Annotated in this window: 23 protein-coding genes; 15 read left to right on the top strand and 8 right to left on the bottom strand. The window is 71.7% G+C overall.

What is annotated here, in order from left to right; all coding sequences use genetic code 11:
* Positions 1-22 precede the first annotated feature (22 nt).
* The 4 genes from LDL49_RS27470 to LDL49_RS27455 all read right to left on the bottom strand — a co-directional run bounded on the left by LDL49_RS27470 (position 23) and on the right by LDL49_RS27455 (position 3,176).
* Positions 23-904 (bottom strand): VOC family protein, encoded by an 882-nt coding sequence (locus LDL49_RS27470; protein ID WP_225294835.1) that lies wholly within the window; start codon positions 902-904, stop codon positions 23-25.
* A 151-nt stretch (positions 905-1,055) separates the two neighbouring features.
* On the bottom strand, positions 1,056-1,916 hold the full coding sequence (locus LDL49_RS27465; RefSeq protein ID WP_225294833.1) for a haloalkane dehalogenase: 861 nt from the start codon (positions 1,914-1,916) through the stop codon (positions 1,056-1,058).
* Positions 1,917-1,926: 10 nt separating this feature from the next.
* The gene (locus LDL49_RS27460) at positions 1,927-2,370 is read right to left on the bottom strand and encodes a pyridoxamine 5'-phosphate oxidase family protein (RefSeq protein WP_225294831.1); all 444 of its coding nucleotides are present in this window, start codon (positions 2,368-2,370) and stop codon (positions 1,927-1,929) included.
* Positions 2,367-3,176 carry an SDR family oxidoreductase gene (locus LDL49_RS27455; protein ID WP_225294829.1) on the bottom strand — a complete coding sequence of 270 codons (810 nt, stop codon included), beginning with the start codon at positions 3,174-3,176 and terminating at the stop codon, positions 2,367-2,369. The genes LDL49_RS27460 and LDL49_RS27455 overlap by 4 nt, the downstream gene beginning before the upstream one ends.
* Positions 3,177-3,342: 166 nt before the next feature.
* On the opposite strand from LDL49_RS27455, the gene LDL49_RS27450 reads away from it, so the two are divergent.
* From LDL49_RS27450 to LDL49_RS27435, 4 genes are all read left to right on the top strand, one after another.
* Complete coding sequence (locus LDL49_RS27450; RefSeq protein ID WP_225294827.1) at positions 3,343-4,326, top strand: LacI family DNA-binding transcriptional regulator; 984 nt, start codon at positions 3,343-3,345, stop codon at positions 4,324-4,326.
* Between the two features lie 155 nt (positions 4,327-4,481).
* On the top strand, positions 4,482-5,651 hold the full coding sequence (locus tag LDL49_RS27445) for an MFS transporter (RefSeq protein WP_263655577.1): 1,170 nt from the start codon (positions 4,482-4,484) through the stop codon (positions 5,649-5,651).
* 40 nt (positions 5,652-5,691) lie between these two features.
* The gene (locus LDL49_RS27440; RefSeq protein ID WP_225294825.1) at positions 5,692-6,156 is read left to right on the top strand and encodes a hypothetical protein; all 465 of its coding nucleotides are present in this window, start codon (positions 5,692-5,694) and stop codon (positions 6,154-6,156) included.
* Between the two features lie 126 nt (positions 6,157-6,282).
* Positions 6,283-7,833, top strand: a complete 1,551-nt coding sequence (locus LDL49_RS27435) for a M4 family metallopeptidase (protein ID WP_225294823.1) — start codon at positions 6,283-6,285, stop codon at positions 7,831-7,833.
* 76 nt (positions 7,834-7,909) lie between these two features.
* Here LDL49_RS27435 and LDL49_RS27430 read toward each other — a convergent pair whose 3' ends face one another.
* Together LDL49_RS27430 and LDL49_RS27425 are read right to left on the bottom strand one after the other, a co-directional pair.
* A complete protein-coding gene (locus LDL49_RS27430; RefSeq protein ID WP_225294822.1) occupies positions 7,910-8,386 on the bottom strand; it encodes a MarR family winged helix-turn-helix transcriptional regulator in 477 nt (158 codons plus the stop codon).
* Positions 8,383-9,861, bottom strand: a complete 1,479-nt coding sequence (locus LDL49_RS27425; RefSeq protein WP_225294821.1) for an MFS transporter — start codon at positions 9,859-9,861, stop codon at positions 8,383-8,385. Before LDL49_RS27425 ends, LDL49_RS27430 begins: the two co-directional genes overlap by 4 nt.
* A gap of 279 nt (positions 9,862-10,140) precedes the next feature.
* On the opposite strand from LDL49_RS27425, the gene LDL49_RS27420 reads away from it, so the two are divergent.
* Together LDL49_RS27420 and LDL49_RS27415 are read left to right on the top strand one after the other, a co-directional pair.
* A complete protein-coding gene (locus tag LDL49_RS27420; RefSeq protein WP_225294820.1) occupies positions 10,141-10,917 on the top strand; it encodes a hypothetical protein in 777 nt (258 codons plus the stop codon).
* Positions 10,918-10,959: 42 nt separating this feature from the next.
* Complete coding sequence (locus tag LDL49_RS27415; RefSeq protein ID WP_225294818.1) at positions 10,960-13,431, top strand: beta-glucosidase; 2,472 nt, start codon at positions 10,960-10,962, stop codon at positions 13,429-13,431.
* Here the strand turns inward: LDL49_RS27415 and LDL49_RS27410 are convergent.
* Entirely contained in the window at positions 13,418-14,464 is a 1,047-nt protein-coding gene (locus tag LDL49_RS27410; protein ID WP_225294816.1) for an AF_0692 family protein, read from the bottom strand. The two genes, LDL49_RS27415 and LDL49_RS27410, sit on opposite strands and share 14 nt — an antisense overlap.
* 131 nt (positions 14,465-14,595) lie before the next feature.
* Here LDL49_RS27410 and LDL49_RS27405 point away from each other — a divergent pair, with 131 nt between their 5' ends.
* Both LDL49_RS27405 and LDL49_RS27400 read left to right on the top strand, forming a co-directional pair.
* Positions 14,596-15,816: a sensor histidine kinase gene (locus LDL49_RS27405; protein ID WP_225294814.1), complete on the top strand. Its 1,221-nt coding sequence runs from the start codon at positions 14,596-14,598 to the stop codon at positions 15,814-15,816.
* Entirely contained in the window at positions 15,804-16,502 is a 699-nt protein-coding gene (locus LDL49_RS27400) for a response regulator (RefSeq protein WP_372470439.1), read from the top strand. The genes LDL49_RS27405 and LDL49_RS27400 overlap by 13 nt, the downstream gene beginning before the upstream one ends.
* Here the strand turns inward: LDL49_RS27400 and LDL49_RS27395 are convergent.
* Positions 16,497-17,492: a LacI family DNA-binding transcriptional regulator gene (locus tag LDL49_RS27395; RefSeq protein WP_225294810.1), complete on the bottom strand. Its 996-nt coding sequence runs from the start codon at positions 17,490-17,492 to the stop codon at positions 16,497-16,499. The genes LDL49_RS27400 and LDL49_RS27395 overlap by 6 nt on opposite strands.
* Before the next feature lie 96 nt (positions 17,493-17,588).
* Between LDL49_RS27395 and LDL49_RS27390 the strand changes: the two genes are divergently transcribed.
* From LDL49_RS27390 to LDL49_RS27360, 7 genes are read left to right on the top strand one after another with little or no spacing between them, the layout of a single operon-like run.
* A complete protein-coding gene (locus LDL49_RS27390; RefSeq protein ID WP_225294808.1) occupies positions 17,589-19,532 on the top strand; it encodes a primary-amine oxidase in 1,944 nt (647 codons plus the stop codon).
* 12 nt (positions 19,533-19,544) lie between these two features.
* Entirely contained in the window at positions 19,545-21,164 is a 1,620-nt protein-coding gene (locus LDL49_RS27385; RefSeq protein ID WP_225294806.1) for an ABC transporter substrate-binding protein, read from the top strand.
* 2 nt (positions 21,165-21,166) lie between these two features.
* The gene (locus LDL49_RS27380; RefSeq protein WP_225294805.1) at positions 21,167-22,063 is read left to right on the top strand and encodes an ABC transporter permease; all 897 of its coding nucleotides are present in this window, start codon (positions 21,167-21,169) and stop codon (positions 22,061-22,063) included.
* Positions 22,060-22,905, top strand: a complete 846-nt coding sequence (locus LDL49_RS27375; RefSeq protein WP_225294804.1) for an ABC transporter permease — start codon at positions 22,060-22,062, stop codon at positions 22,903-22,905. Before LDL49_RS27380 ends, LDL49_RS27375 begins: the two co-directional genes overlap by 4 nt.
* Complete coding sequence (locus LDL49_RS27370) at positions 22,902-23,888, top strand: ABC transporter ATP-binding protein (protein WP_225294802.1); 987 nt, start codon at positions 22,902-22,904, stop codon at positions 23,886-23,888. The genes LDL49_RS27375 and LDL49_RS27370 overlap by 4 nt, the downstream gene beginning before the upstream one ends.
* Complete coding sequence (locus LDL49_RS27365) at positions 23,885-24,622, top strand: ATP-binding cassette domain-containing protein (protein WP_225294801.1); 738 nt, start codon at positions 23,885-23,887, stop codon at positions 24,620-24,622. Before LDL49_RS27370 ends, LDL49_RS27365 begins: the two co-directional genes overlap by 4 nt.
* Positions 24,619-25,587, top strand: a complete 969-nt coding sequence (locus LDL49_RS27360; protein ID WP_225294799.1) for a P1 family peptidase — start codon at positions 24,619-24,621, stop codon at positions 25,585-25,587. The genes LDL49_RS27365 and LDL49_RS27360 overlap by 4 nt, the downstream gene beginning before the upstream one ends.
* The last annotated feature ends 4 nt before the right edge of the window (positions 25,588-25,591 follow it).

Below are 25,591 nucleotides of genomic sequence, written 5' to 3'. Positions count from 1 at the left end.
AAGGCGAACAAGGTGGTGAGGCTCATGGCCGCACCTCACGGAAAGCGAGCGCGGCGCCGCGTGCTTGGGCCGCGCCGACGAAGAACCCGCCGCCCGGCAGGTCCCGCGTGGCGAAGCCGTTGCCCTCCACCAGTGTGCGGGCGGCGGCGAGATCGGCGACCGCCACCGTCTGTCCGGCCATGTACGGCAGGGCCGGAACGTCCTCGCCGGGCAGCACCTCGGCGAAGCCGGAGACCGGGATGATCTCCATCTGCCCAAGCGCGAGCCGCAGTACCTGGCGCGGCCCCTCGGCGACCGGCGTCACATCCAGGATGCGGGCATACCGTTGCACGGTGGCGGCCAGGTCACTGTCGTCCACCACCAGCAGGACGCTCTCCAGATGGGTGGCTCCATTGGCGTGGCGCAGGTAGCGGGGCTGGTGGATGAGTTCGGGCGTCAGATGGCAGGCGGCGTGGACCAGCCCCTCGGGCGTGAGCGCCCTCTCCAGGTGGATCGCCTGGAACCGTGCCGTCGCGGTGCCGTCCGGGGTCTCCACCTCGCGCTGCAGGGGCAGGACGCCCGAGGAGGACAGCCCGGCCGCGCGCAGCCGCTCCTCGGTCACGGCCGCGTCGGCGCAGCCGAACGAGTTGCCGTGCAGGCCCTCGTACCGAGCGATCAGCGAGCGAATGTGCCAGGGATCGACGCGTCCGTCGCCGAACAGGCCGAGCAGTTCCAGGTAATTGCCGCCGAACAGGGCGCACCGGTTACCGGCGCCCATGGGCTCGCGCTCGCCGCCGGGACGATGGGAACCCATGTGCATCGACAGCGGGCTCAGGGTGAAGCCCAATGCCTCGTAGGTGGCGGCGGTGGTGTCCATGTCCGTGGTGTACAGGACCGAGTGATCGATCCGGTCAATGTCCGTCATGAGCCGAGATTGCACACCGCCCAGCCCTCGCACCCTAGTCACCCACCTTCGTCTGATGAATCTCGACACGAGAAGCTCGCCCATGAGGGAAACACACTCCGGCTCGGTCGGGCGGGGCGTGGTGGGGGCGTCGGGTTGTCGTCCGCCACCGTTAGCGGAGGCCGTGCCGGTCCGCCCAGGCCGAGATGGCCGTGGCGATCAGGACGGGGTGGTCCTCCGGCGTGTGGTGTCCGGCGACCTCCTCGGAGTGTTCGATCTCCAGAGCGGCCATGTTGGCCGCGCACCACGCGATCATGTCCACGTGCATCATCGCTCCCGGCCCGGGTGCGAACGTGAGCAGCAGCTTGGGCACGTCCGTGCTGGCCGCCAGCCACCGGTCGTACGCCTCGACCCTGGCCACGACGTCGGCGGGCTCGCCGCCCAGCGGCATCGCGCGCGGCCACTGCAAGAGCGGCCGCCTGCTCTCGCGCGTCGGGTACGGCTTGCCGTAGACGTCAAGGTCGCCCTGGGAGATCGGTGTGGCGACGGTGCCCGGCAGCCCCTGCTCGAGGAAGGCGTTGTCGTCCAGGATCATCGCCTCGCCGACGCCCTCGGTCTTGATCGCCCGGAACAGCTCGCGGCCGCCCTCGGGGAACTCCTCCCAGGTCATCGGCTTGACGATGGTTTCGGTGAACGCGATGCCGCGCACCCGACCTGGGTGCCGGGTGGCCCAGTCGAAGGCCAGGGCGCCACCCCAGTCATGCCCGACCAGGACCACGTCCTGGAGGTCCAGGGCGTCGAACCAGGCGTCCAGATAGCGGGCGTGATCGGCGAAGGTGTAGTCGATATCAGGTTTGCCCGACTCGCCCATGCCGATCAGGTCGGGGGCCAGGAGCCGGCCGGGTCCCACGGCCGGCATGACCTCTCGCCACAGGTGGGACGAGGTCGGGTTGCCGTGCAGGAAGACGATCGGCGCCCCAGCGCCGGACTCCCGGTAGTGCAGGGTCGAGTCGAGAATGTCGAGAAATGCCATGATCCAGTCCTTAGCCAAGGTTGAGCTGAGTGATGCGATCGACCGCGATCTCGATGACGACGCGGCCGGGCGGATGGGGTGGCGGCGATCCGTAGCGCTCGGCATAGCGCCTGACGCCCTCGGACACCCGATCGGGTACGTCGTGCACAGTGGCGACGCCCTCGAGCGTCACCCACCGGAACCCCACCGCCTGGCAGAGCGCCGCACGGCCGCCCTGCCGGGCGAGGTTTCTGGCCTTCCGGGTGCTGCCGACGGTCAGGACGCGGGCCAGCCCCGCTACGTCGTCCCAGGTGAAGCGCACCGCGACCACATGCGGCGAGCCGTCGGGACGCAGGGTGGTCAGGGTGGCGACGTGCGGCTCGGCGAGGAAACCCGCCACGCCCGCCGGAGCGCCCTCCGGAAGGCGGCGAGTGGTGCCCGCCGGAAGGTCCGGAAGGTGGGAATCGGTGCTCATCGGAAGGCGGGGAGGTTGCGCGCGGCCCAGTCGGCGAAGGTGCGCGGCGCGCGGCCGAGCACGCGCTGGACGTCGGGGCTGACGGTCTGCTCGGCCGCGGTCGGCTCGCCCAGGATGGCGAGCGTGCCCTCGACGACGGGCTCGGGCATCACCTGGAGCATCTGCGTACGTGCCTCCTCGCGGGTCTGCTCCACGAACCGCACCGGCTCACCGAGCGCCGCCCCCAGCGCCGCCGCCCGCTCGCGCGGGGTGACCAGCGCGGGCCCGGTCAGCTCATACGTACGCCCGGAGTGCCCGGACTCACGCAGGACCGCGGCCGCGACCGCGGCGATGTCGGCCGGGTCGATGGTCGGCAGCCCGACGTCCCCGAAGGGCGCGGCGGCGGTGCGCCGCGTCCGGACGGATTCGGCCCAGGCGTAGGCGTTGGAATCGAAGCCGCCCGGCCGCAGGATCGTGAAGTCCAGCCCCGACTCGCGCACCGCCTGCTCGAACAGGGCCGGGTGCCGGTAGACCTCGGGACGGGTGCCCGCTCCTTGCGAGGACAGCAGGACGACCCGCTTGACGTGCGCGGCCTCCTTCAGGATCCCGTGCGGGTCGTCTCCGGCCACGAGGAGGAAGAGCGCGTCGGCGCCTTCCAGCGCGGAGCGGAGGCTCGTGGGGTCGTTCAGGTCGGCCGGGCTGTGCCGGACGCCCTCGGCGAACTGGGCGGACTGGCGGGACACGGCCGTGACCTGCTCGCCGGCGGCGGCGAGGATGCTGACGAGCTCGCGTCCGACGTTACCCGTGGCGCCCGTGACAACGATCATGATGTTGCTCTCCATCAGTTAGTTAGTTGGCTGACTGAGAAGAACTCTAGTGCGTCCGCTCGGCGCTTGTCCACAGTTAGTTGGATGACTTACTCAGAGATCTCCCGGCCGGTTTCCGCCGGCACCACTGTTACGATTCAGCCCGGAGCCGTACTGAAGGGGTCGGATGGCAGCCAGGCAGCGCCGGATCACCTCGATCGATGTGGCCAGGGAGGCCGGGGTCTCGCAGACCACGGTCAGCTACGTGCTCAACAACGTGCCGCACCAGAAGATCTCCGAGGAGACCCGGAGCCGGATCTTCGCGGCGGTCGACAAGCTCGGCTACGCGCCCTCCGCCGCCGCGCGCACCCTGCGCCGGGGCCGTAGTGACCTCGTGCTGATCGTGCTGTCCGGCGTGCCGCTCGGCGCCACGCTCGCGCAGCTCGTCGAGCACCTCACCGACGACCTCGAACGACACGGCCTGACCGCGATCACCCGGCGCGAACGCCGCCTGCCCGTGACGGCGCTCGCCCGCGAGCTGGAGCCGACCGCCATCGTCGCGTTCACCGCCATCTCCGCCGAGGACCGGGCGAGCCTGCGGGCGGCCGGCATCAAACTGGTCAGCGCCCGCCTCGACGGCGGCGGCGAGAACGTCCTGACGCTGCCGCAGACCGAGATCGGCCGCCTTCAGGCCGGGCATCTCGCCGCCACCGGTCGCCGCCGCATCGGCTACGCGGCGCCGGACGATCCGCGCGTACGCGACTTCTACCACCTGCGTCTCGGCGGCGTCCGCCAAGCCTGTGCCGAGCTGGGGCTGGAGCCGCCGGACGTACGCGAGGTCCCGCTCGACACGGCCACGGCCGCCGAGGTGGCGCGCGGCTGGCACGCCGCGGGCGTCGACGGCGTCTGTGCCTACAACGACGAGACGGCGTTCGTGCTGCTGGCCGGGATGCGGACCGCGGGCCTGGCCGCCCCCGGCGACCTCGCGGTGATCGGCGTGGACGACATCCCGCTCGCGCCCTTCGCCGTGCCGCCCCTGACCACGGTCGACCAGCACACCCAGACCGTGGCCGAGCACCTGACGGAGATGATTCTGCGGGCCGACGGCGCGCGCTCGCCGCAGTCCCCACGGACCGAGACCGCGAGCCTGGTGATCCGCGAGTCCGCCTGATTCGGGGTCCGAGGAGAGCGGCCGGCTCCTCGCGACGTAGCGCGTAGACGCGAAAACGCGTTGCCGTAGATCCCCGCGAAACGTATGGTTTTGCGCTCGTGATCACAGTGATGGAGAGGGTCCTGCCTGCCCGGCTGGGGACAGGGTTTCGGTGGTTGCTGGCCTCGAGCTGGCTGACGAATCTCGGTGACGGGGTCGCGGCCGCCGCGGGCCCGCTGCTGATCGCGACGTTGACCCGCGACCCGCTGCTGATCTCGCTGTCGGCCCTGGTGGGCTGGGCGCCGCCGTTGCTGTTCGGCCTGTACGCGGGCGTGCTGTCGGATCGGCGCGACCGGCGCAGGATCGTGCTCGTCGCGAACGCGGTACGGGCCATGGTGCTGGCCGCGCTCGTCGCGCTCCTGGTGACCGGCACCGTGACCGTGGCGACGGCGCTGGCGGCGCTCACGCTCCGATCCATCGCCGAGGTGTTCGCCGACAACGCGACGGCCACGCTGACGCCCATGATGGTCGGCAAGGACGATCTCGTCATCGCCAACGCCCGCCTGGGCACGGGGTTCATCACGCTCAATCAGCTCGCCGGGCCGCCGATCGGCGCGGCGCTGTTCGGCCTGGGCTTCACCTGGCCGTTCGCGAGCCAGCTGCTCCTGGTGATGGCGGGGATCGTCCTGGTCTCGCGGATCACGTTGCCGCCGCACGGCCGGCAGGCAGACGGCCCCAAGCCCGACACCGTACGGGAACTCATCGCCGGGTTCACCTGGACCATCCAGCACGCGCCGGTCCGCACCCTGGCGCTCACCATCCTGATCTTCAACTTCACGTTCGGCGCGGCCTGGTCGGTTTTCGTCCTCTACACCCAGGAACAGCTCGGGCTGGGCGCCATGGGGTTCGGCCTGATGACCACCATCGGCGCGATCGGCGGCCTGATCGGCACCGGCCTGTACGGGACCATCACCCGCGGTGTGAGTCTCGGCGCCCTGATGCGGATCGGACTCATCATCGAGACGTTCACCCACCTGGGCCTGGCCCTGACCCGTTCACCGTGGGTGGCCGGGGCCATCTTCCTGGCCTTCGGCGCGCACGCCTTCATCTGGGGCACGACCTCGACCACCGTCCGCCAGCGCGCGGTCCCGCACGAACTCCAGGGCCGGGTGGGCAGTGTCTACACCATCTGCGTCTACGCCGGTCTGGTGGTCGGCTCGCTGATCGGCGGTGTCCTGGCCACCCGCTTCGGTGTCGCGGCGCCCTTCTGGTTCGCCTTCGCCGGCTCCGCGGTGTTCGTCGTGCTGCTGTGGCGGCAACTCATGCTCATCGCCCACGACGACTGAGTAGGCTGGCCGCTGCTTCCGACCAGTGAAGGAGACGCTGATGACCGCCGACGCGACGATGGCCCGAATCGGCCAGGGGGTGGAGTTACATCACCACCGAGGTCAGCCTGACGCCGCTCGCGACCTGTTCGCGCAGATCTGGGAGGACATCGGCGGCGAGCAAGGCGATCCGCTGCATGTCTGCGTCCTTGCCCACTCGATGGCCGATGTGCAGGACGACGTGCACCAGGAGCTGATGTGGGATCTGCGCGCGCTGGCCGCCGCTGATCAGGTCACCGACGAGCAGGTGGCGCAGGCCGGGGTGCCGCTTTCGGTGGCGGGCCTGTATCCGTCGTTGCACCTGAACTTGAGTGAGTGCTATCGCAAGCTGGGCGATCTCGCCCGCGCCCGCGAGCACCTCCAGCAGGCCCGAGCCGGGATCGGCGCGCTCGGTGACGACGAGTACGGCCAGCTCATCAAGAGTGGTCTGGAGCGGATAGCCGAACAGTTGGATAACGCCACCTGACGAGGCCCATACCACGGCGTTATGGGCTAATTGGGAGGTATCACTTAAGTCACTCGCGATGCGAGTCTGAGTGCAACCCCAGCCGGCCGGGGCTCGTCCACTCCACCCCCCTGAGGAGCAACGAGCGTGAACCCCAAGCTCAGGTTGGGCGCTGCCGCCATACTCGCGTTAGCCCTGACCATCACCGCACCGGCGGGCGCCACAAGCGCGAACGCCCAGGCGGCCGACCCGCCCTCACCCTCGGAGCGCGGCACCGCGGTGGCGACCGCGCAGAGCGTCATCGCGTCCAGCCGGACGCAGCTCCTGGCCGCCGACCAGGACGCCTTCTCCCTGTCGTCGACCATCGCGGGCGTCAACGGCATACAGCACCTCACCTACAGCCGTACCTACGCCGGCCTGCCCGTCTACGGCGGCGAGGTGGTCGTCACGACCGACAAGTCCGGCAGGGCCGTCAGCACGATCGACACCGGCCAGCAGGCGAAGATCGCCCTGGACACCAAGCCGCGGATCGCCGCGCAGGCGGCGGCGGACACGGCCCGCAACGTGGCGCCCAAGGCCACCTCGATCAGCACGCCGGCTCTCGTGGTGCACGCCGCCACGACCACGCCACGCCTGGCATGGGAGGTCGTGGCCGCCACCGCCGACCAGTCGAGCATCCTGCACGTGTACGTGGACGCGCGTGACGGCCAGGTCATCGACCAGTGGGACCAGGTGGTCGACGGCACCGGCAACAGCTACTACAACGGCAACCCGGTCACCATCGCCACGTCCCCGTCGTACGTGATGCGCGACCCCACGCGCACCGGCGTCCAGTGCGGCGGCCAGAACGGCTCGGCGTACACCAAGTCGACCGACAGCTGGGGCAACGGCAGCGGCACGAACCTGGAGACGGCCTGCGTCGACGCGCTCTTCGCGGTCCAGCACGAATGGAGCATGCTCAGCGAGTGGCTCGGTCGCAACGGCATCAACGGCTCGGGCCGCGGCTACCCCGCGAGGGTCGGACTGAACGACGCCAACGCCTTCTGGAACGGCTCGTACGCCTCCTTCGGCCGCAACTCCGCAGGCAGCCGGCAGGCCACTTCGATGGACGTCGTCGGGCACGAGTTCGGCCACGGCGTCTTCCAGTTCTCCGGCGGCAGCAGCGGCAGCGGCAACGAGGCCGGCGGCCTGAACGAGTCGACGGGTGACATCTTCGGCGCGCTGACCGAGGCGTACGCCAACGAGCCGGCCAGCCTCGACCCGCCCGACTACCTGGTCGGCGAGGAGGTCAACCTGGTGGGCAGCGGCGCGATCAGGAACATGTACAACCCGTCGGCGCTGGGCGACCCGAACTGCTACAGCTCCTCCATCCCGAGCACCGAGGTGCACGCGGCGGCCGGACCGCAGAACCACTGGTTCTACCTGCTGGCCGAGGGCACGAACCCGAGTGGTAAGCCGGCCAGCAGCCGGTGCGACGGCGGCGCGGCCATCACCGGCGTCGGCATCCGCAAGGCGGGCCAGATCTTCCTGACCGGCCTGAACATGAAGACGGCGCCGTGGACGCACGCCAAGGCGCGCGTGGCCACGCTGCGGGCGGCCAAGACGCTGTTCACCGGCTGTGTCGAGTTCAACGTCATCAAGGCGGCCTGGAGCGGGGTGAACGTACCCGCGCAGAGCGGCGAGCCGACCTGTCCCTGAGCACGATGGCGCCCTGTTCAGCGCGGATCTTCCGTGATCCGCCTGAGCAGGGCGCGGCGGTGTCCGGGCGGCCGCCTCAGAGCGCTTGTTCGCTCGTCACCTCGGCGGGTGCCTGAAGCTTGGCCATGATCCGGTCGAGGGCGGCCAGTTCCGCCGGCTCCAGCGCCAGCAGGGAGCGCGGCGGCCGGGCCAGGATGCGTTCGGCCTGCTCGGCGGTGGCGACGCCGGCCGGGGTGAGGGTGACGAGCTTGGAGCGGCGATCGTCGGGATGCACGCTGCGCTCGACGTAGCCCGCCCGCTCCAGGTTGTCCACGACCAGCGTGGTGTACGGCTTCTCCGTGCCCAGGCGGGCGGTCAGCTCGCGCATGGTGAGCGGGCCGCCCAGCAGGCGGCGCAGCGCCTTGGCCCGGAAGAAGCTCATGCCGAGCGTGTCGGCGACCTCCTTGCGGCGGTTTTCCTGCTTCAGGACGAGGAAGCACATGGCCGCCCAGGAACGGGCGACGGCGTCCTGCGCGGCCTCGCCGGTCCCGCTGTCGTTCGTCGCGTCGCTCATACGGTGCCCGCCATCCTGTGGATCAGCCGCTCCGTCGTGTGCTCGGCGGTGCGCCTGGCCCAGCGGCTCGTGGTGAGGATACCGAGCATCAGCACGACCGCGCCGGATGCCGTGCAGATCCACCAGCCGATGTGGCTGGCCTGCGGGAAACCCGTACGCCATGGTCCCTGAACGGCGGCGGCGACCAGTGATCCGAGCACCGCGACGCCGAGTGCCTGGCCGATCTGGCGGCTGGTGGAGGCCACGGCGGCGGCGACGCCGGCCTGGGCGCTCGGCATGCCGGAGACGGCGGTGTTCGTGATCGGGGCGTTGACCATGCCGAAGCCGAGCCCGAAGACCACGTACGAGGCTATGAGCTGCCACGTCGGGGTGTCGGCGGTGAGCCCGGTCAGGATCAGCGCGCTCACGGACATGGCGCCGCCGGCGACGATCAGCGGCACGCGCGGCCCGGCGCCGCCGACGATCCGCCCGGACAGCGGCGCGCACACCACCGTCAGCCCGGCCATCGGCAGGGTCAGCAGCCCCGCGTGCAGCGCCGAGTAGCCGAGGACGTCCTGCAGGTAGAGGGTGTTGAGGAAGAGGAACCCGCCGAGCGAGGCGAACGCGCAGATCGCGATGACCGTCGCCCCCGCGAAGGGGACGCTGTGGAAGAACCTCGGGTTGATCAGCGGTTCCGCCCGGCGCAGCTCGTACGGGATGAGCAGCGCCAGTGCCAGCGCGGCCGCCCCGCAGCAGGCGATGGTCTGCCCCGAGCCCCACCCGGCGGACGGCGCCTCGATGACACCGTATGTCAGCCCGGCCAGCAGCACGATGACCAGGAGTTGCCCAATGGGATCCATCGGGCGGGCCCGGGGGGCTCGCGACTCGGGCACGAACAAGGCGCACAGGACGAGCGCGGCCAGCCCCACGGGAATGTTGATCCAGAAGATCGTCTGCCAGGTGCCCCAATCCACCAGCGCCCCGCCGATCACGGGCCCCAGGGCCATGCTGATCCCGACCACGCCACCCCACACGCCGATGGCGCGCGCCCGCTCTCTCGGATCGGTGAACGTGTTCGTGATGATCGACATGGCGACCGGGTTGAGCATGGAGCCGCCGACGGCCTGCAGTGCCCGCGCGGCGACCAGCCAGCCGAGGCTCGGCGCGAGCGAGCACAGCAGGGAGCCCAGCGTGAACAGCGCCAGGCCCGTCTGGAAGGTGCGGCGCCGCCCGAACCTGTCCGCGGTCGAGCCGGAGAGCATGAGCAGGCTGGCCAGCACGACCGTGTAGGCGACGATGATCCACTGCAGGCCGGAGACGGAGGCGTGCAGGTCGCGCTGTATGGCGGGCAGGGCGACGTTCACGATCGTGTTGTCCAGGCCCACGATGAACAGGCTCAGGCAGCAGATCGCGAGGATGAGCAGCCGCCGCCGGCGGTCCGGCCTGGGTGGCCCGGTCTCCTTGAGGGTGGCGACGGGCTCATTAGTTGCTGGCATATAACAATTATACTCATGGAACCAAATGTCGGGCTCGGTACGCCGGTCCGGGGTTTGCAAGTTGCGTAGACTCCGTTTAACGGAGTATCTTGATCGGCGCCCAGAAGATCGTCGCGGCCATCCTGGCGCACGATTCGCGCATGCGCGCGTCCCGCCTTATCTGGAGATTCCATGCGTCGTGTCACGTGGTTGCTGTTATTGGCCCTCATGTCGGGGTGTGCCGCCGAACCGGCCGCCGCCCCCGTCGCCGCGAAACGGTCGGCGGATCCTCGGCCCAGGATGGAGCAGGTCAAGGCCGACTGCATGAAGCAGAAGGGCTTCAAGTACGTGGCCTATGTCGCGCCGCAGCGGCCCGAGCCTGATCTGAGCACGTACGAGGCCATGAAGACCTACCGCCAGAAGTACGGCTTCGGAGTGTTCTCCCAGTATGTCTACCCGAAGGACCCCTTGACCGGCAGCATCGAAAGCGCCGAGTCCGCTCGCAAGGACGACCCGAACGAGCAGATCGTGGCGAAGCTGAACCTCTCTCAGCTCGATTCCTACGACGAGGCGCTAAAGGGTTGCATCGTCAAGGCCGCGAAGGAGGTGCTGAACAAGGAGGTGGAGTCGGCATTGGACGGAATCACGCAAATGCGCGAGGCCAGGGAGGAGCTGGAGGCCGCCGAGATCGACGGCGACCCCGCGCTGATCTCGCTTGCCGCGGGCTTCGCCGACTGCCTCGGTGGCAAGGGACGGCGGGTTCCCTCGACCAAGCCGATGGCGCTGGGCAAGAGAGGGGAGACCGAGTTCTGGGACCAGTTGGAAAAGCTGAGCGGCAAGCCCGAGAACCAGATCCCGCACAGGCCAGGCCGCACCTCGATCAGGAGATCAAGGCGGCGCTGGAGGACCTGGAGTGCGGCAAGGAGTTCTACACCCGCTACGCCCCGAAGCACGCCTCGATCAGTGCCCGCGTGCGGGGGGAGTACGGTCCGCTGCTCGGACTCTGATCCGCCTCTTGTGCTCGTCTCGGGGCTGCGGCTACGTTTACTGATACGTCTCACTTCTACGTATCAGTAAGACGTCCTCCAACGCTGTCACCCCGACCTCAGGGACCCCCTCATGAAGCTGGAAAGCCTTGTCGCCGCCCTTCCCCTGGAGCGGAAGGTGAGGCTGCTCACCGGTGCCGACTTCTGGTCGCTCCACCCCGAACCGGCCGTCGGCCTGCGTCGGCTGGTCGTCTCGGACGGCCCGGCCGGTGTCCGCGGCGAGATCTGGGACGAGCGCGACACCTCCGCGAACGTGCCCTCGCCCACCGCCCTCGCCGCCACCTGGGACGAGGCCCGCGTCGAGGAGATCGGCCGCCTGCTGGCCGCCGAGTCGCGGCGCAAGGGCGTGGACGTCCTGCTCGCCCCCACGGTCAACCTGCACAGGACCCCGTACGGCGGGCGCCACTTCGAGTGCTTCAGCGAGGACCCGCTGCTGACGGCCAGGATCGGCGTCGCGTACGTACGGGGCGTGCAGGGCGGGGGAGTGGGCGCGACGGTCAAGCACTTCGTCGCCAACGACTCCGAGACCCAGCGGATGACCCTCGACGCCCGGGTGGACGAGCGGACGCTCCGCGAGCTCTACCTGGCGCCCTTCGAGGCCATCGTCCGGGAGGGCGAGGTGTGGGCGGTGATGGCCGCCTACAACGGCGTGAACGGCGCGACCATGACCGAGAACCCGCTGCTGCAGGACGTCCTGCGGGACGAGTGGGGGTTCGACGGGGTCGTGATGTCCGACTGGTTCGCCACCCGTTCGACGGCGGCGGCCGGGAACGCGGCGCTCGACCTGGTGATGCCCGGGCCGTCGGGCCCGTGGGGTGAGGCGCTGGTGGCGGCGGTGCGGGCGGGCACGGTTCCGGAGTCGGCCGTCGACGAGAAGGTGCTGCGCATCCTCCGCCTGGCCGCCCGGGTCGGTGCCCTGGACAACGGCGCCCTGGGCAACGGGGCCGCAGACACTGTCGGCCCGGCGTACACGGAGGAGCGGGTCGCGGCGGAGGTGCGTGCCGCGGCGGCCGCCGGGTTCGTACTGGTTCGCAACGAGGGAGAGGCGCTGCCGCTCGACCCCGCCGGGCTGCGCGGGATCGCCGTCCTGGGGCCCAACGCGGAGGTCGCCAGGACCCTGGGAGGCGGGAGCGCCACGGTGTTCCCGCCGTACACGGTCTCCCCGCTGGACGGCCTGCGAGCGGCGCTCGGCGACGGTGTCGAGGTGACGCACGCCATCGGCGTCGTCGCGCACACCCGCACGCCGATCGCGCGGGCCCCCTGGCTCTGCCTGCCCGGCGCCGCCGACGACGGCGCCCACGGCGCTGAGGTGAGATACCTCGACGAGGACGGCTCCGTGCTCGCCGTGGAGCGGCGCGACGGGGGCGCGTTCAACTGGGTGATGGGCTCCTACCCCGAGGGGGTCGTGCCGGAGCGGCTCGCCGCGATCGAGGTCCGTGCCCTGATCAGGGCCACGGAGGCCGGTACGTACCTGGTCGGCTCCTCCGGGCTCGGCCGGCACCGGCTCCTCGTCGCGGGGGAGGAGGCTTACGACGTCGTGCTCACGCTGCCGCCGGGCGCGGACATGGTCGAGGCCATGTTGACGCCGCCGCAGCGGACCCACCCCGTGCGGCTCGCGGCGGGTGAGAGCGTCGAGGTCACGCTGGTACATGATCGCGAGCGTGCGGAAGGCGGGCTGCCCGGCCCCGCGCTCCAGCTCAATCTGCAGACGCCGCACGGCACGGACGAGGAGGAGATCGAGCGGGCCGTCGCGCTGGCCCGCGCCGCCGACGTCGCCGTGGTGGTCGTGGGCACCAACGAGGAGGTCGAGAGCGAGGGGTTCGACCGGACGAGCCTCGCGCTGCCGGGGCGGCAGGACGAGCTCGTCCGCCGCGTCGCCGCCGCGAACCCGCGCACGATCGTGGTGGTCAACTCCGGCGCCCCCGTCCTGCTGCCCTGGCACGAGGAGGTCGCCGCGGTCCTGCTCACCTGGTTCCCCGGGCAGGAGTACGGCAACGCGCTGGCCGACGTGCTGCTCGGCCGCGTGGAGCCCGGCGGGCGGCTGCCCACCTCATGGCCGGTCCACGAGGGCGACCGCGCCGCCACGCAGCCGGTCGACGGCGTGCTCGCCTACGACGAGGGAGCGGCGATCGGCTACCGCGGCCGGATCGAGGCCCTGTACCCCTTCGGCCACGGCCTCGGCTACACGACCTGGGAGTACGGCGCCGCGGAGGTCCGCCACGTCGATGACGGTGCGGCGGGCGAGATCACCGTCCGCGTGCGGAACGCCGGCGACAGACCCGGGCGTGAGGTCGTGCAGGTGTACGCGAGCCGCCCCGGCAGCGCCGTCGAGCGCCCCCGGCGCTGGCTGGCCGGGTTCGCCACGGTCGACGCGGCCCCCGGTGAGGAGGTCGCGGTGACGGTGACCGTCCGGCGGCGCGCCTTCGAGCACTGGGACGTCGCGGCGGGCCGCTGGGCCGTCGAGCCGGGCACCTTCCAGCTGGAGGTCGGCTCGTCCTCGAACCCGAAGACGCTTTCCCAGGCTCCCGGCCTCACTTTCGGATAAGTCCCGGCACTGGCGTGTGGCGGCCGAGCAGTGCCAGCAGGCCGATCATGACCAGCCCGAGCGCCGTCAGTTCGGCCCGCTCGGTGAGGGTCGCGGCGTTGGCCAGCACTCCGAAGGCGGTGTGCGCCACCAGCGCCCCGCCGGCCAGCGCGAGGCTGTGCCGGTCGGTCCACGCGCCGCTCGTCGTCCAGCGGCGGACCAGCCACCATGCGACCACCGCGAGGGCGGCGGCGGCCAGCATCGGCACCACCACCCAGTTGCCCCGGGTGAAGGCGGGCTGCGTGGCGCCGCCGAAGGGGAACAGGAGCGCGAGATAGCCGAACGCGACGATCCCCCCGAAAGCCGTCACGCTCCACGAACCGGGCACCGCGCCCGTACCGGCAGCCGATGAGTGCCGTGCCGTCTGCGATGTGCTGGGAACTAGGTACGAGGCGCGGGGGACGACGCGCAGTGCCAGCACCGCGAGCAGTGCCACGGCAGCCAGGCAGCCTGCCACCACCGGGATCGGCGCCTGGTATCCGGGGTCGATGAAGCTCGTCACGCTCACCCGCAGCAGCGCCCCGCCCAGCACGAACACCACCCCGGTCACCACCAGCCCGGTCCGCTTCAGATACGGCCGGTCCCGCAGACCTGGGAACACCAGGTCGACCAGCAGGATCGGCAGCGCCACACTGAACACGGCGTGGTAGGGGAGGTTGAGCTCGGTGTACGCGCTGTTCAGCCCGAGGATCCTGGGCGCCCACCCGGCGACGCCGTACAGGGTGGGGCTGCTGATTGCCTGCAACGCCAGGCCCTCCTCGACGATGCCGTACGCGATCCCGAGCAGGAGGATCGAGAGCCAGCCCGCGCCGCGCCGGCGTACCAGCTCGCGGATCAGCACGGTGCCCGCGCCGTAGATCGGCACCCACAGGAGCATCAGCCAGATCTGGCTCAGGGGCGGGTTGCCCAGGGTGAGCTCGGCGACGATCGGGGTGATCACCGCGAGCAGCAGCGCGGCCCACCGGCGGCGTCCGCTGGAGTCTGTTGTGGTCATGCGGCCACGGTGCCGCGCGAGGGGTGACCACCGCTGCTCCCGGAAGGCCGCTCCATGGCAGCCTTGGTCGTCTTCCGGCTGTGACTTTGGTTGCTTACGCACGGGTCGGTGGCGGGCTAGCATCAGCGGTCATGTTCGTGGCCGGTGCGGAAGACGTACGGCCCGGCTGGATTCGGTCGCGGCGCGACTGGGCGGTCGGGGCGGGTGGGTTCATGCTCGCGCTCGCCGGAGCGGTCGGGGTCGTCTGGGGCGATCTGACGGGCGGCACGCCGGACTGGTATCTGGTGGCCGACATGGCGGGCGGCGCTCTGGCCTGTGCGGGGCTGTGGTTGTGCCGCAGGTGGCCGGTGACCGTGGGGCTGGCCGTCATCGCGCTGTCGGTGCCCGCCGCGGCCGCCTCGGTGGCGGCGGGGATCGCCACACTGATCGTGGCCCTCTACCGAAGGCCGCTCGCCGCGATCGCGGTGGGGGTGGCGGGCGTGGCCGCGACGCTGGGCAGGTTCGCCTGGCGGCCGCCGGGGCTGGCGCCCTATCCGGTGTGGGCGCTGGTGGCGGTGCTGTTCGGTGGGGCGCTGACCGGCTGGGGGATGCTGGCGCGCACGCGGCGGGAGCTGGTGCTGTCGCTGGCCGAGCGGGCCCGCCGGGCCGAGGCCGACCAGCGGCTGCGGGCCGAAGAGGCGCGCCGGGCCGAGCGGATCGGCATCGCGCGGGAGATGCACGACGTGCTCGCCCACCGGCTGTCGTTGCTGGCGGTGCACGCGGGGGCGCTGGAGTTCAACGCGGGCGCCACGCCGGGGGAGGTGGCCGACGCGGCGGGGGTGATCCGGTCGAGCGCGCGCCTGGCGCTGGAGGAGCTGCGGGCGGTGATCTCGGTGCTTCGCGAGGCGCCGCCGTCCGAAGACGGCTCGCTGTCGCCCGGCCGTCCGGATCTCGCGTCGCTCGTGGCGGAGTCCCGGAGCGCCGGGATGCGGGTGGAGCTGCGCGATCACGGGGTCCGGCTGACCGACCTACCGGATGTCACCGGGCGCGCCGCTTACCGCATCCTCCAGGAGGGGCTCACGAACGCGCGCAAGCACGCGCCCGGCCAGCCGGTCACGGTCGTCCTGTCCGGTACGGCGGGTGCCGAGCTGCGGGTCGAGGTGCACAATCCGTCGCCCGGCGGAACGACTTCATCGGCCCCGGATGCGGGGATCGCCGGAGGCGTGTCCGGAGCCGACCTCGGGACGACCGGGGCGGGGGCGGGGCTGGCCGGGTTGGCGGAGCGGGCGGCGCTGGCGGGTGGGCGGCTTGAGTGCGGGCCGGTGGTGGATGGCGGGTTCCGGCTGGTGGCGTGGTTACCATGGCCGGTGTGAGTGAGCCGCAGCCGCCGTCGGCGTTCCGGCCGTCGATCCGGGTGCTGATCGTCGACGACGACGCGCTCGTCCGCACCGGTCTGACGTTGATGCTCAAAGGCGCGGCCGACCTCCAGGTGGTAGGGGCTGTGGCCGATGGTGGGGAGGTGGCGGCCGCAGTCGACGCGCATGCTCCCGACGTGGTGCTGATGGACATCCGCATGTCCGGGCTCGACGGCATCGAGGCGACCCGGCGGCTGCGTAGCCGGCCCCAGGCTCCCGAGGTGGTCATGCTCACCACGTTCGACGCCGATGAGCACGTGTTCCGGGCGCTGCGGGCGGGGGCCGGCGGGTTCCTGCTCAAGGACACCCCGCCGGAGGGGATCGTCGATGCCATCCGCCGGGTCGTGGACGGCGAGCCGATCCTGTCCCCGAGCGTCACCCGGCGGCTGATCGCCCACCTGGTGCCCGAGGAGGAGAACCAGCGCCGGGCCGACGCCCGGACGATCTTGGCGCGGCTCAGCGAGCGGGAGCGCGAGGTGGCGCTGGCGGTGGGTCAGGGCAAGCCGAACGCGGTCATCGCCGCCGAGCTGCACATGAGCGTCGGCACCGTCAAGGGCTACATCTCGCGCATCCTCACCAAGGCGGCTCTGGACAACCGGGTCCAGCTCGCCCTGGTCGTTCACGACGCCGAGAGCGCGTCATGAACCCCGCGTGGAGGCTCGCAGGGTGAGCTCGATGGGATGGATACGCTCCGTCCCCGCCGAAGCCGTGCCCGACAGCAGGTCGAACAGTAGCTCCGCGCACCGTACCCCCGCCTCCCTGGGGCGCAGGTCGATGGCGGTGATGGGCGGGTCGGCCAGCTGCATGGCGGGGCTGTCGACGCACGACGCGAGCAGCAGGTGGCCACCCCCCTCGCGACGCAGGTCGCTTCCGTCCTCGCGCAGGAGGGGCAGCAGGTCCGTGGCCGAGCCGGCGGGCCCGCACACCAGCGCGTCGATGCGCGGCTCCAGCGCCAGCAGCTCGCGGGCGGCCTGGTGGACCTCGCCCGCCGGGCAGTCGAAGGGGACCGTACGGACCAGCGGGTCCACGCCGTGCCGGGTGCACCAGTCACGGAAGCCCCGGTGCACGGAGGCGGCCCAGTCGCTCACGTCGCCGGCCACGATGAGCGCGGGACGGGTCGCGCCGGAGGCGCGCAGGTGGTCCATCAGGCGGCCCAGCATCTCGGCGTGTTCGGAGCGGACCACGCCGTCGGCCCGGCCGGTGCCGGTGAAGCGTTCGCAGGTGACCGTGGGCAGGCCGGTGTCCATGAGCTTGGCCACGATCGGGTCGTCCCCCAGGGGGTCGCCGAGCACGAGACCGTCGACGCGCGGGGTGCGGCGGCCCGAGGTGATCAGCGTGACGTCGTAGTCGTTGTCGGCCGCCCCCTGCACCACCCCGAACACGAACGACATGTAGTAGGACGAGCGGGTGAGCACCTCCGGCACGTGCAGGCCGATGGTGCCGGTGCTCGCCCGGCGCAGGTGCCTGGCCGACCCGTTGGGTACGTAGCCGAGCGCGTCGGCGGCCTCCATCACCCTGGCCCTGGTCTCCTCCGACACCCGGCCGGACCCCCTGAGCGCGTCGGACGCGGTCGTCTTGGAGACCCCTGCCGTCTTGGCGACCGTGAGGATAGTGGCCGGCTCGTCTGCGCGCACGCCCCGATGCTAGCGCCCCAGTCGATCTGTTTCCGCCATGTATCGACCTGGCCAAAGGTCTTGTCCTCGTCCTGAGGCGGAAGTATGTTGGCCCGCATGCCGGAACGTTCCGGCAAGGAAGGGACGGAAAGCCGGATGGCAGCTGGACGGCGGGTTCTCGGAGTCGGGGAGCGGTCTCATCCGCTCGACCCGCTCAGCGCGGAGGAGATCGAGGACGCCAGGCGGATCATGGCGGACGACGGCGTGCTGGCCGCCACCGGCCGGGTGGCCTACCTCGGGATCGAGGAGCCCCCGAAGGAGGCCGTGCTCGGCGAAGCGCCCGCTGCCCGGCGGGCCCGCGCCCTCGTGCTCGACCTGGCGACCGAGCAGGCGCAGGACGTCGTCGTCTCGCTCACCGAGGGACGCGTGGCCGAGCGCCGGCCGATCGACCCGATCACCGACGGCCAGGTCCCCATGCTGGACGAGGAGCACGAGCTGGTCAGGCGGGTGCTCGGCGCCGACGCCGGCTGGGCCGCGGCGCTGGCCCGGCGCGGCCTGGACGACACGGCCCTGGTGTGGCTCGCCGCCCTGTCGGCGGGCAGCTACGGCCTGCCGGGCGAGGAGGGCAGGCGGATCGCCCGCGTGCTGGCCCACCTGCGGCCGACCGAGGAGAGCCTGCCCTGGGCGCACCCGATCGACGGCCTGGTGGCCTTCGTCGACCTGCTCAAGGGCGTGGTGGTCGAGATCGTCGACACCGGCGTGCTGCCCATCCCCGCCGAGGCGGGCGACTACCACCTGGAGCGCGAGCACCGCACCAGCCAGCGCCCGATCCACATCACCCAGCCGGAGGGTCCCAGCTTCGGCATCGACGGCAACCTCGTCACCTGGGAGAAGTGGAACGTCCGCCTCGGCTACGACATGCGCGAGGGCCTGGTCCTGCACCAGATCGGCTTCGACGGCCGGCCGATCGTCTACCGGGCGTCGGTGGCCGAGATGCTGGTGCCGTACGGGGACCCGAGCCCGGTCCGGTTCTGGCAGAACTACTTCGACACCGGCGAATACCAGCTCGGCAAGCTGGCCAACGCGCTGGAGCTGGGCTGCGACTGCCTGGGCGAGATCACCTACTTCGACGTCACCGTCACCGGCGGCGACGGCTCGCCCAAGGTGCTGCCGAACGCGATCTGCATGCACGAGGAGGACTACGGCGTGCTGTGGAAGCACACCGACCCGGCCAACGACTCCCGCGAGACGCGCAGGCAGCGGCGGCTGGTGATCTCCTTCTTCGTCACCGTCGGCAACTACGACTACGGCTTCTACTGGTACCTCTACCTGGACGGCACCATCGAGCTGGAGGTCAAGGCCACCGGCATCGTGTTCACCGGCGCCTACGACGAGCGGGCCGCGCCGTACGGCTCGCAGGTGGCGCCGGGGCTGGCGGCGCCCTACCACCAGCACCTGTTCTCCGCGCGGCTGGACATGATGGTCGACGGCCCGGCCAACGCGGTGGACGAGGTGGAGGTCGTACGCCTGCCCATGGACGAGCGCAACCCGTACGGCAACGCCTTCGGCCGCAAGGCCACCAGGCTGCGCACCGAGGCGCAGGGCCGGCGCGACGCCGACCTGGCCACGGGCCGGACCTGGCACGTGGTCAACCCGGAGGTGACCAACCGCCTGGGCGAGCCCGTCGGCTACGCGCTGCACCCCGAGGGCCTGCCCACCCTGCTCGCCCACGAGAACTCCTCGATCCGGGCCAGGGCGGAGTTCGCCACCAGCCATCTCTGGGTCACCAGGTACCATCCCCGGGAGCGCTATCCGGCTGGTGACCTGGTCAATCAGCATCCGGGTGGCGCCGGGCTGCCCGCGTACACGGCCGCGGACCGCGACATCGACGGCCAGGACATCGTGCTGTGGCACACGTTCGGGCTGACCCATTTCCCCCGTACCGAAGACTGGCCGATCATGCCCGTCGACACGTGCGGGTTCACCCTGAAGCCCGTCGGGTTCTTCGATCGCAACCCCACGCTCGACGTCCCGCCGAGCAGCCAGGGCTCCTGTCACTAGAGATGAGGCGTCATGCGATACAGACTGGCCGGTAGCGTCGCGGCGGTCGTGTTGGCCACCTCCGCCTGCGGCGGCGGCATGGAAGCGGCCCCGCCGGGCGCCGCGGCGACCGGCTCGGCCGCCGCCCCCGGCTACCTGGCCGTGGCCGACGGCAAGCTGCCCGCGGGCGGCGCGCTCAACGTCGCGGTGCACATCGACAGCGGCGCGGCGACCGGGCTCGACCCGCAGCTGGCCGACGTGGCCACCTCCTGGCAGCTGATGTCGCTGGTCTACGAGACGCTGGTCACCGTGGGGCCCGACTTCAGCCCGCAGCCGCGGCTCGCCGAGAGCTGGGACAACCCCGATCCGACCACGTACGTGTTCCACCTGCGCAAGGGCGTCGCCTTCTCCAACGGCAGGGAGATGACCGCCGACGACGTGGTGGGCAGCCTGAAGCGGCTGCTGGCCGCCAAGTCGGTGTGGCGGGGGCAGCTCGGCCCGGTCGAGAAGGTGGCCAAGGTCGACGCGGCCACGGTCAAGGTCACGCTGGCCAAGCCGTACACGCCGTTCCTGGCGGCGCTGGCCAACGTGCCGGCCGCGATCCTGCCGATGAAGGAGATCGAGGCGAAGACGCTCGACCCGGCCAAGGAGATGCTGGGCACCGGGCCGTTCAAGGTGCAGGCGCACCGCCAGGACGTGTCCTGGAATTTCGCCCGCAATGAGCATTACTGGGACAAGGGAAAGCCGGCCGCCGACAGCCTGACCGTCACGATCGCGCCCGAGGAGGCCGCCCGCGTCGCCGCCGTGCAGAACGGCAGCTCCGCCCTGGCCGCCCTGGGCAACGTCGACTCCGCCGCGATGCTGGCCGGCGCCGCGAACGTCAAGGTCGCCACCCAGGCCACCACCGACTTCTACTACCTGATGCTCAACTCCAAGAACCCCAAGTTCGCCGACCCCCGGGTCCGGCAGGCGCTGAACATGGCGCTGGACCGCAAGCAGATGGCCGAAGTGGCGCTCGGCGGCCAGGGCAAGCCCACCGGCGTCACCCCCGCCGGCCTGCCCGGCGCCTGCGACCCGGCCACGCTGCCCTCGGCCACCGCCGGCGGCGCCGCGAAGGCCAAGGAACTGCTCGCCCAGGCGGGCATCGCGAACCTGTCGTTCACGCTCAGCATCTACTCCACCGAGCCGGCCCCCGCCGTCGCCCAGGTGATCCAGCAGAACCTCCAGCAGGCCGGCGTCACCGTCAAGATCGAGCAGATGGACGAGGCGAGCTGGGCGGGCAAGGTGTACGGCAAGGTGCCCGCGACCTTCGACGCGGCGCTGTCGTGGTTCGCCGGATACGCCGACCCCGGCATGGTCACCACCTGGTGGAACCCCGACGTCGCCGGCTTCAACGCGGGCTTCATGCAGGCCGACAAGGATCTCAACACGCTGATCGCCGCCGCGACGGAGACCCCGGCGGGCGCCGAGCGCGACAAGGCGCTGGCCGCGGTGTGCGCCAAGGTGGACACCGACGCGCAGATGATCCCGCTGGTCACCCGCCCGGCCACGATCGCCTATCGCGCCGACGGGGTCAGCCCGAGCCTGTACGCCACCGAGGGCTACGGCAACCTGCTCCGGCTGGTCGCCGACGCCCGGGTCAAGAAGGGCTGACTATGCGGCTCCTGCTGTGGTGGGCGGGCCGGGCGCTGAGCTCGGCCGTCACCCTCCTCGGCATCTCCGTCCTGATCTTCGCGGCGCTCCGGCTGATGCCGGGCGGCTTCGCCGAGACGATCCTGGGCCCGTTCGCCACGCCCGCGCAGAAGGCCGAACTGGCCGCCAGGTACGGGCTCGACCAGTCGGTGTTCGCCCAGTACGGGCACTGGCTGGCCGCGGTCGGCACCGGGGACTTCGGCACCTCGATGATCAGCAGGCAGCCGGTCGCGGCCGAGCTGTGGGCCCGGCTGCCGGTGACGGGCCGGCTCACGCTGTTCGCCGTCGCCGCCGCCGTCCTGGCGGGGGTGCCGCTCGGCGTGCTGACCGCGCTGCGCGCCCGCCCCGGAGGCGGCGGCGCGGCGGGACGGCTGCTGAGTGGGCTGGGCGTGAGCGTCCCCGAGTTCGCGCTGGGCAGCCTGGTGGTGTTCGTGGTCTCCCGGTACGGCCTGCAGACCAGCGGCTACCTGCTGCCCGCCGCGGTGCTGTCGATCTTCGCCATCTCGGCGACGGCCAGGACCACCCGCGACGCCGTGCTGAACGTGCTGGTCGAGCCGCACGTCACGGCCGCCGTCGCCCGGGGCGAGACGCCGTGGTTCATCGTCCGGCACCACATCCTGCGCAACGCCGCGGGGCCCGTGCTGACGCTCACCGCCTACCTCCTGGGCGGCGCGCTGATCGTGGAGTACCTGTTCAACCTGCCGGGCATCGGCTCGTACGTCGTCCAGGCGGTGGGGCGCAGGGACTACGCGGTCGTGCAGGCGGGCGTGCTGCTGGCGGCCACCGTGTTCATCGTCATGAACGTCCTGATCGACCTGCTCGTCGGCCTGGTCGACCCGAGGCTCGGGAGGCGCGCGTGAACAGGACCGCGCGGGTGAAGAGGTCCAGGCGGCTCGATCCGTTGTCGCTGGCCGGTCTGGGCTGCCTGCTGCTGCTCGTCCTGGTCGCGCTCGGCTCGCTCGTGCACGCCGGCGGCGACCCCGACGCGATCGTGGGCCCGCGGCTGCGGCCCCCGGGTCCCGGCTGGTGGCTGGGCACCGACAACCTGGGCCGCTCGATGCTGCCGCGCGTCATGGAGGGTGTCGGCACCACGCTGCTGCTGTCCTCGGCCGCCGTCCTGGTGACCGCCGCGCTCAGCGCGGGCTTCGGCATCCTGGCCGGATACCGGGGCGGCTACCTGAACGAGCTGATCATGCGGGTGGTGGAGCTGCTCTACTCCTTCCCGGCCATCGTCCTGGCGATCCTGGTGGCGGCTGTCGCCGGGCCCGGCCAGCTCGCGGCGGTGGCCAGCATCGTGCTGGTCACGATCCCGCTGATGACCCGGCTCGTACGCGCTGCCGCCGTCGCCGTGGCCGAACGCGACTACGTGACCGCGGCGGCCATCAGCGGCGCGGGACTGCCCCGCATCCTCGGCCGCCACGTACTCCCGAACGTGGCCGGCACCATCGCGGTCCAGGGCACCTACGCGCTGTCGGTCGGCATCTCGGTCGAGGGCGGCCTGAGCTTCCTCGGCTTCGGCGTGCAACCGCCGCAGGCGTCGCTCGGGGTGCTGATCCGCCAGGGCGGCACCTACATGATGGCCGCCCCCTGGCTGATCATCGGACCCGGCGTCGTGCTGGTGCTCGCCATCCTGTCCATCAACGTGCTGGGCGACGGGCTGCGCGACCGGTTCGAACCGAGGGAGACGAGGTCACTGATATGAGCGCGCTGCTCGAAGTGGACGGCCTGGAGGTCGACTACGGGACGGCCCGCGCCCTCGACGGCGCCGACCTGCGCGTGGCGGCGGGCGAGGCCGTCGGAGTGGTGGGCGAGAGCGGGTCGGGCAAGTCCACGCTCGGCGCGGCGATCGGCCGCCTGCTGCCCCGCCAGGCGGTGGTGGCCGCCGGCACGGTGCGCGTGGCCGGCGAGCCGGTGCTGGACCTGCCGCCCGCCGCGTTGCGGCGGCTGCGCCGGCAGCGGCTCGGCTTCGTCTTCCAGGACCCGATCGCCTCGCTCGACCCGACCATGCGGGTCGGCGCCCAGCTCCGGCTCGTCCTACGCGCACACGGCCGCGACGGTCGCGAGAGTCCGGGTGGGCGCGACGGCGGCCGGGGCGGCGCGGACGTGGCGTTTCACCTGGCGCGGGTCAAGCTCGACGACCCGCGCGTGGCCGCCGCCTACCCCCACCAGCTGTCCGGCGGCATGGCTCAGCGGGTGGCGATCGCGCTGGCCATGGCCGCCTCGCCCGAGTTGCTGGTCGCCGACGAGCCGACCGCCTCGCTCGACAGCCAGGTGCGCGAAGAGGTGCTGAACGTGGTGTTCGCGCTGGCCCGGCAGGCGGGCACGAGCATCGTCTGGCTCAGCCACGACCTGCCGGCCGTCGCCCGCAGGTGCGATCGCGTGGCGGTCATGTACGCCGGGCGCGTCGTGGAGAGCGGCCCGGCGGCCGACGTGCTCGGCGATCCCGTGCACCCCTACACCGCCGCTCTGGCCAGGTCGGCCCCCGCCGTGGCCGTTCCCGGGGTGCGGCTGGAGCCGGTGCCGGGCCGCCCGCCGGTCCTGACCGGTCCCTCGCCCGGCTGCGCGTTCGCGCCCCGCTGCCCCTTCGCCGAGGACCGCTGCGCCACCGAGCGCCCCGAGCCGGTCCGCGTCGGCGCCAAGGACGTGCTCTGCCACCGGGCCGCCGAGCTGGAGGTGATCGCATGATCCTCGATCTCACCGATGTGACGGTCTCCTTCACCACGGGCCCGCCGCTGCGCCGTACCCGGCTGGACGCCATGCGCGGCGTCTCGCTCTCCGTCGCCGAGGGCGAGACGCTGGGCCTGGTGGGCGAGTCGGGCTCGGGCAAGACGACCACCAGCCGGGTCGCGCTCGGCTTGCAGCGGCCCACGTCCGGCACGGTCAGGTTCGACGGCCGCCCCTTCCCCCGGCGGCGCAAGGACCTGGCCGGGCGGATGCAGGCCGTGCTCCAGCACCCGCACTGGTCGCTGAACCCCAGGATGCGCATCGGGCAGAGCGTCGGCGAGCCACTCGCCGTACTCGGGAAGGCCGCCGGTGAGCTGGTCCCCGAGGCGCTCGAACAGGTCGGCCTGGAGGCCGGCTTCGCCGGCCGCTACCCGCACGAGCTGTCCGGCGGCCAGCGGCAGCGGGTGTCCATCGCCCGCGCGCTGATCACCCGGCCGAGCTTCATCGTCTTCGACGAGGCCGTCAGCGCCCTGGACGTCTCCGTCCAGGTGCAGATCCTCAACCTGCTCAAGGATTTGCAGGCGGAGTACGGCTTCGCCGCGCTGTTCATCTCCCACGACCTCGGCGCCGTCCGCTACGTGGCCGACCGGATCGCCGTCATGCGCGGCGGCGAGGTCGTCGAAACCGCCGACGCTGCCACCTTCTACTCCGCCCCCGAACATCCGTACTCGCGACAACTCCTGGAGTCCCTGTGACCCTCGCTCCCGTGTCGGCCTTCGCCGCCGGCGTGCCCGGTAACTCCGACCTCCCGCTGACCCCGCAGCCCAGCCCGGGGCGCGGCTCGGTCGCGTTCGACCTGCCCGGCGTGTTCGTCGGCACGGCGGAGTACGGCGAGGGCCCCACCGGCTGCACCGTCGTGCACGTCCCGGCGGGCGCGCGGACCGCCGTGGACGCCCGCGGCGGCGCGGTGGGCCTGAGCGGCGGCTACGACTACAACCATGCCATCTGCCTGACCGGCGGGTCGGTGTACGGGATGTCGGCGGTGGCCGGGGTGAGCGAGGAACTGCTGGCCCGCCGGAGCAACCAGACCAAGTGGGACGAGCTGCAGCTCGTCTCGGGCGCGGTGATCTACGACTTCTCCACGCGGGACAACGCCGTGCACCCCGACGGGCCGCTGGGCCGCGCCGCGCTGCGCGCCGCCGTCGAGGGCGAGTTCCCCGTGGGCAGGTGCGGCGCCGGGCGCAGCGCCAGCGCGGGCAAGGTCGACTTCGCCAGGGCCGAGTTCGCCGGGCAGGGCGCCGCCTTCGGCACCTTCGGGGCGGTCAAGGTCCTGGTGGCGACGGTGGTCAACTCCGTGGGCGTGGTCGTCGGCCGCGACGGGACGATCCTGCGCGGCAACTACCACGCCGGCGAGGACGCCAGGCGCCACCCGAGCGTGGACTACGCGATCGCGTCGGACGCTCCCGCCGTCATGGGCAACACCACGCTGACGGTCCTGATCACGAACGTACGGCTGCACGACGTCGAGCTCACCCAGCTGAGCCGCCAGGTGCACGGCTCGATGCACCGGGGCATCCAGCCGTTCCACACCCAGAACGACGGCGACGTGCTGTTCGCGCTGACCACCGACGAGGTGGACCTGGGCGGCCTCAAGCCGGCCGGGCTGGGCGCCCTGGCGTCGGAGGTCGCCTGGGACGCCATCCTGAGCAGCGTGGAGTAGGAGG

It is taken from the genome of Nonomuraea aurantiaca (genome assembly GCF_020215705.1).
GTDB classification, from domain to species: Bacteria; Actinomycetota; Actinomycetes; order Streptosporangiales; family Streptosporangiaceae; genus Nonomuraea; species Nonomuraea aurantiaca.
The sequence above is the reverse complement of the archived record's forward strand: the minus strand, read 5'-3'. Positions and strand labels throughout refer to the sequence as shown.

Excerpts from the sequence above, each read along its gene's own strand:
- LDL49_RS27470 (WP_225294835.1), bottom strand. The coding sequence starts at position 904 with ATGACGGACATTGACCGGATCGATCACTCGGTCCTGTACACCACGGAC.
- LDL49_RS27465 (WP_225294833.1), bottom strand. The coding sequence starts at position 1,916 with ATGGCATTTCTCGACATTCTCGACTCGACCCTGCACTACCGGGAGTCC.
- LDL49_RS27460 (WP_225294831.1), bottom strand. The coding sequence starts at position 2,370 with ATGAGCACCGATTCCCACCTTCCGGACCTTCCGGCGGGCACCACTCGC.
- LDL49_RS27455 (WP_225294829.1), bottom strand. The coding sequence starts at position 3,176 with ATGATCGTTGTCACGGGCGCCACGGGTAACGTCGGACGCGAGCTCGTC.
- LDL49_RS27450 (WP_225294827.1), top strand. The coding sequence starts at position 3,343 with ATGGCAGCCAGGCAGCGCCGGATCACCTCGATCGATGTGGCCAGGGAG.
- LDL49_RS27440 (WP_225294825.1), top strand. The coding sequence starts at position 5,692 with ATGACCGCCGACGCGACGATGGCCCGAATCGGCCAGGGGGTGGAGTTA.
- LDL49_RS27430 (WP_225294822.1), bottom strand. The coding sequence starts at position 8,386 with ATGAGCGACGCGACGAACGACAGCGGGACCGGCGAGGCCGCGCAGGAC.
- LDL49_RS27425 (WP_225294821.1), bottom strand. The coding sequence starts at position 9,861 with ATGCCAGCAACTAATGAGCCCGTCGCCACCCTCAAGGAGACCGGGCCA.
- LDL49_RS27420 (WP_225294820.1), top strand. The coding sequence starts at position 10,141 with ATGGAGCAGGTCAAGGCCGACTGCATGAAGCAGAAGGGCTTCAAGTAC.
- LDL49_RS27415 (WP_225294818.1), top strand. The coding sequence starts at position 10,960 with ATGAAGCTGGAAAGCCTTGTCGCCGCCCTTCCCCTGGAGCGGAAGGTG.
- LDL49_RS27410 (WP_225294816.1), bottom strand. The coding sequence starts at position 14,464 with ATGACCACAACAGACTCCAGCGGACGCCGCCGGTGGGCCGCGCTGCTG.
- LDL49_RS27405 (WP_225294814.1), top strand. The coding sequence starts at position 14,596 with ATGTTCGTGGCCGGTGCGGAAGACGTACGGCCCGGCTGGATTCGGTCG.
- LDL49_RS27400 (WP_372470439.1), top strand. The coding sequence starts at position 15,804 with ATGGCCGGTGTGAGTGAGCCGCAGCCGCCGTCGGCGTTCCGGCCGTCG.
- LDL49_RS27390 (WP_225294808.1), top strand. The coding sequence starts at position 17,589 with ATGCCGGAACGTTCCGGCAAGGAAGGGACGGAAAGCCGGATGGCAGCT.
- LDL49_RS27385 (WP_225294806.1), top strand. The coding sequence starts at position 19,545 with ATGCGATACAGACTGGCCGGTAGCGTCGCGGCGGTCGTGTTGGCCACC.
- LDL49_RS27380 (WP_225294805.1), top strand. The coding sequence starts at position 21,167 with ATGCGGCTCCTGCTGTGGTGGGCGGGCCGGGCGCTGAGCTCGGCCGTC.
- LDL49_RS27370 (WP_225294802.1), top strand. The coding sequence starts at position 22,902 with ATGAGCGCGCTGCTCGAAGTGGACGGCCTGGAGGTCGACTACGGGACG.
- LDL49_RS27365 (WP_225294801.1), top strand. The coding sequence starts at position 23,885 with ATGATCCTCGATCTCACCGATGTGACGGTCTCCTTCACCACGGGCCCG.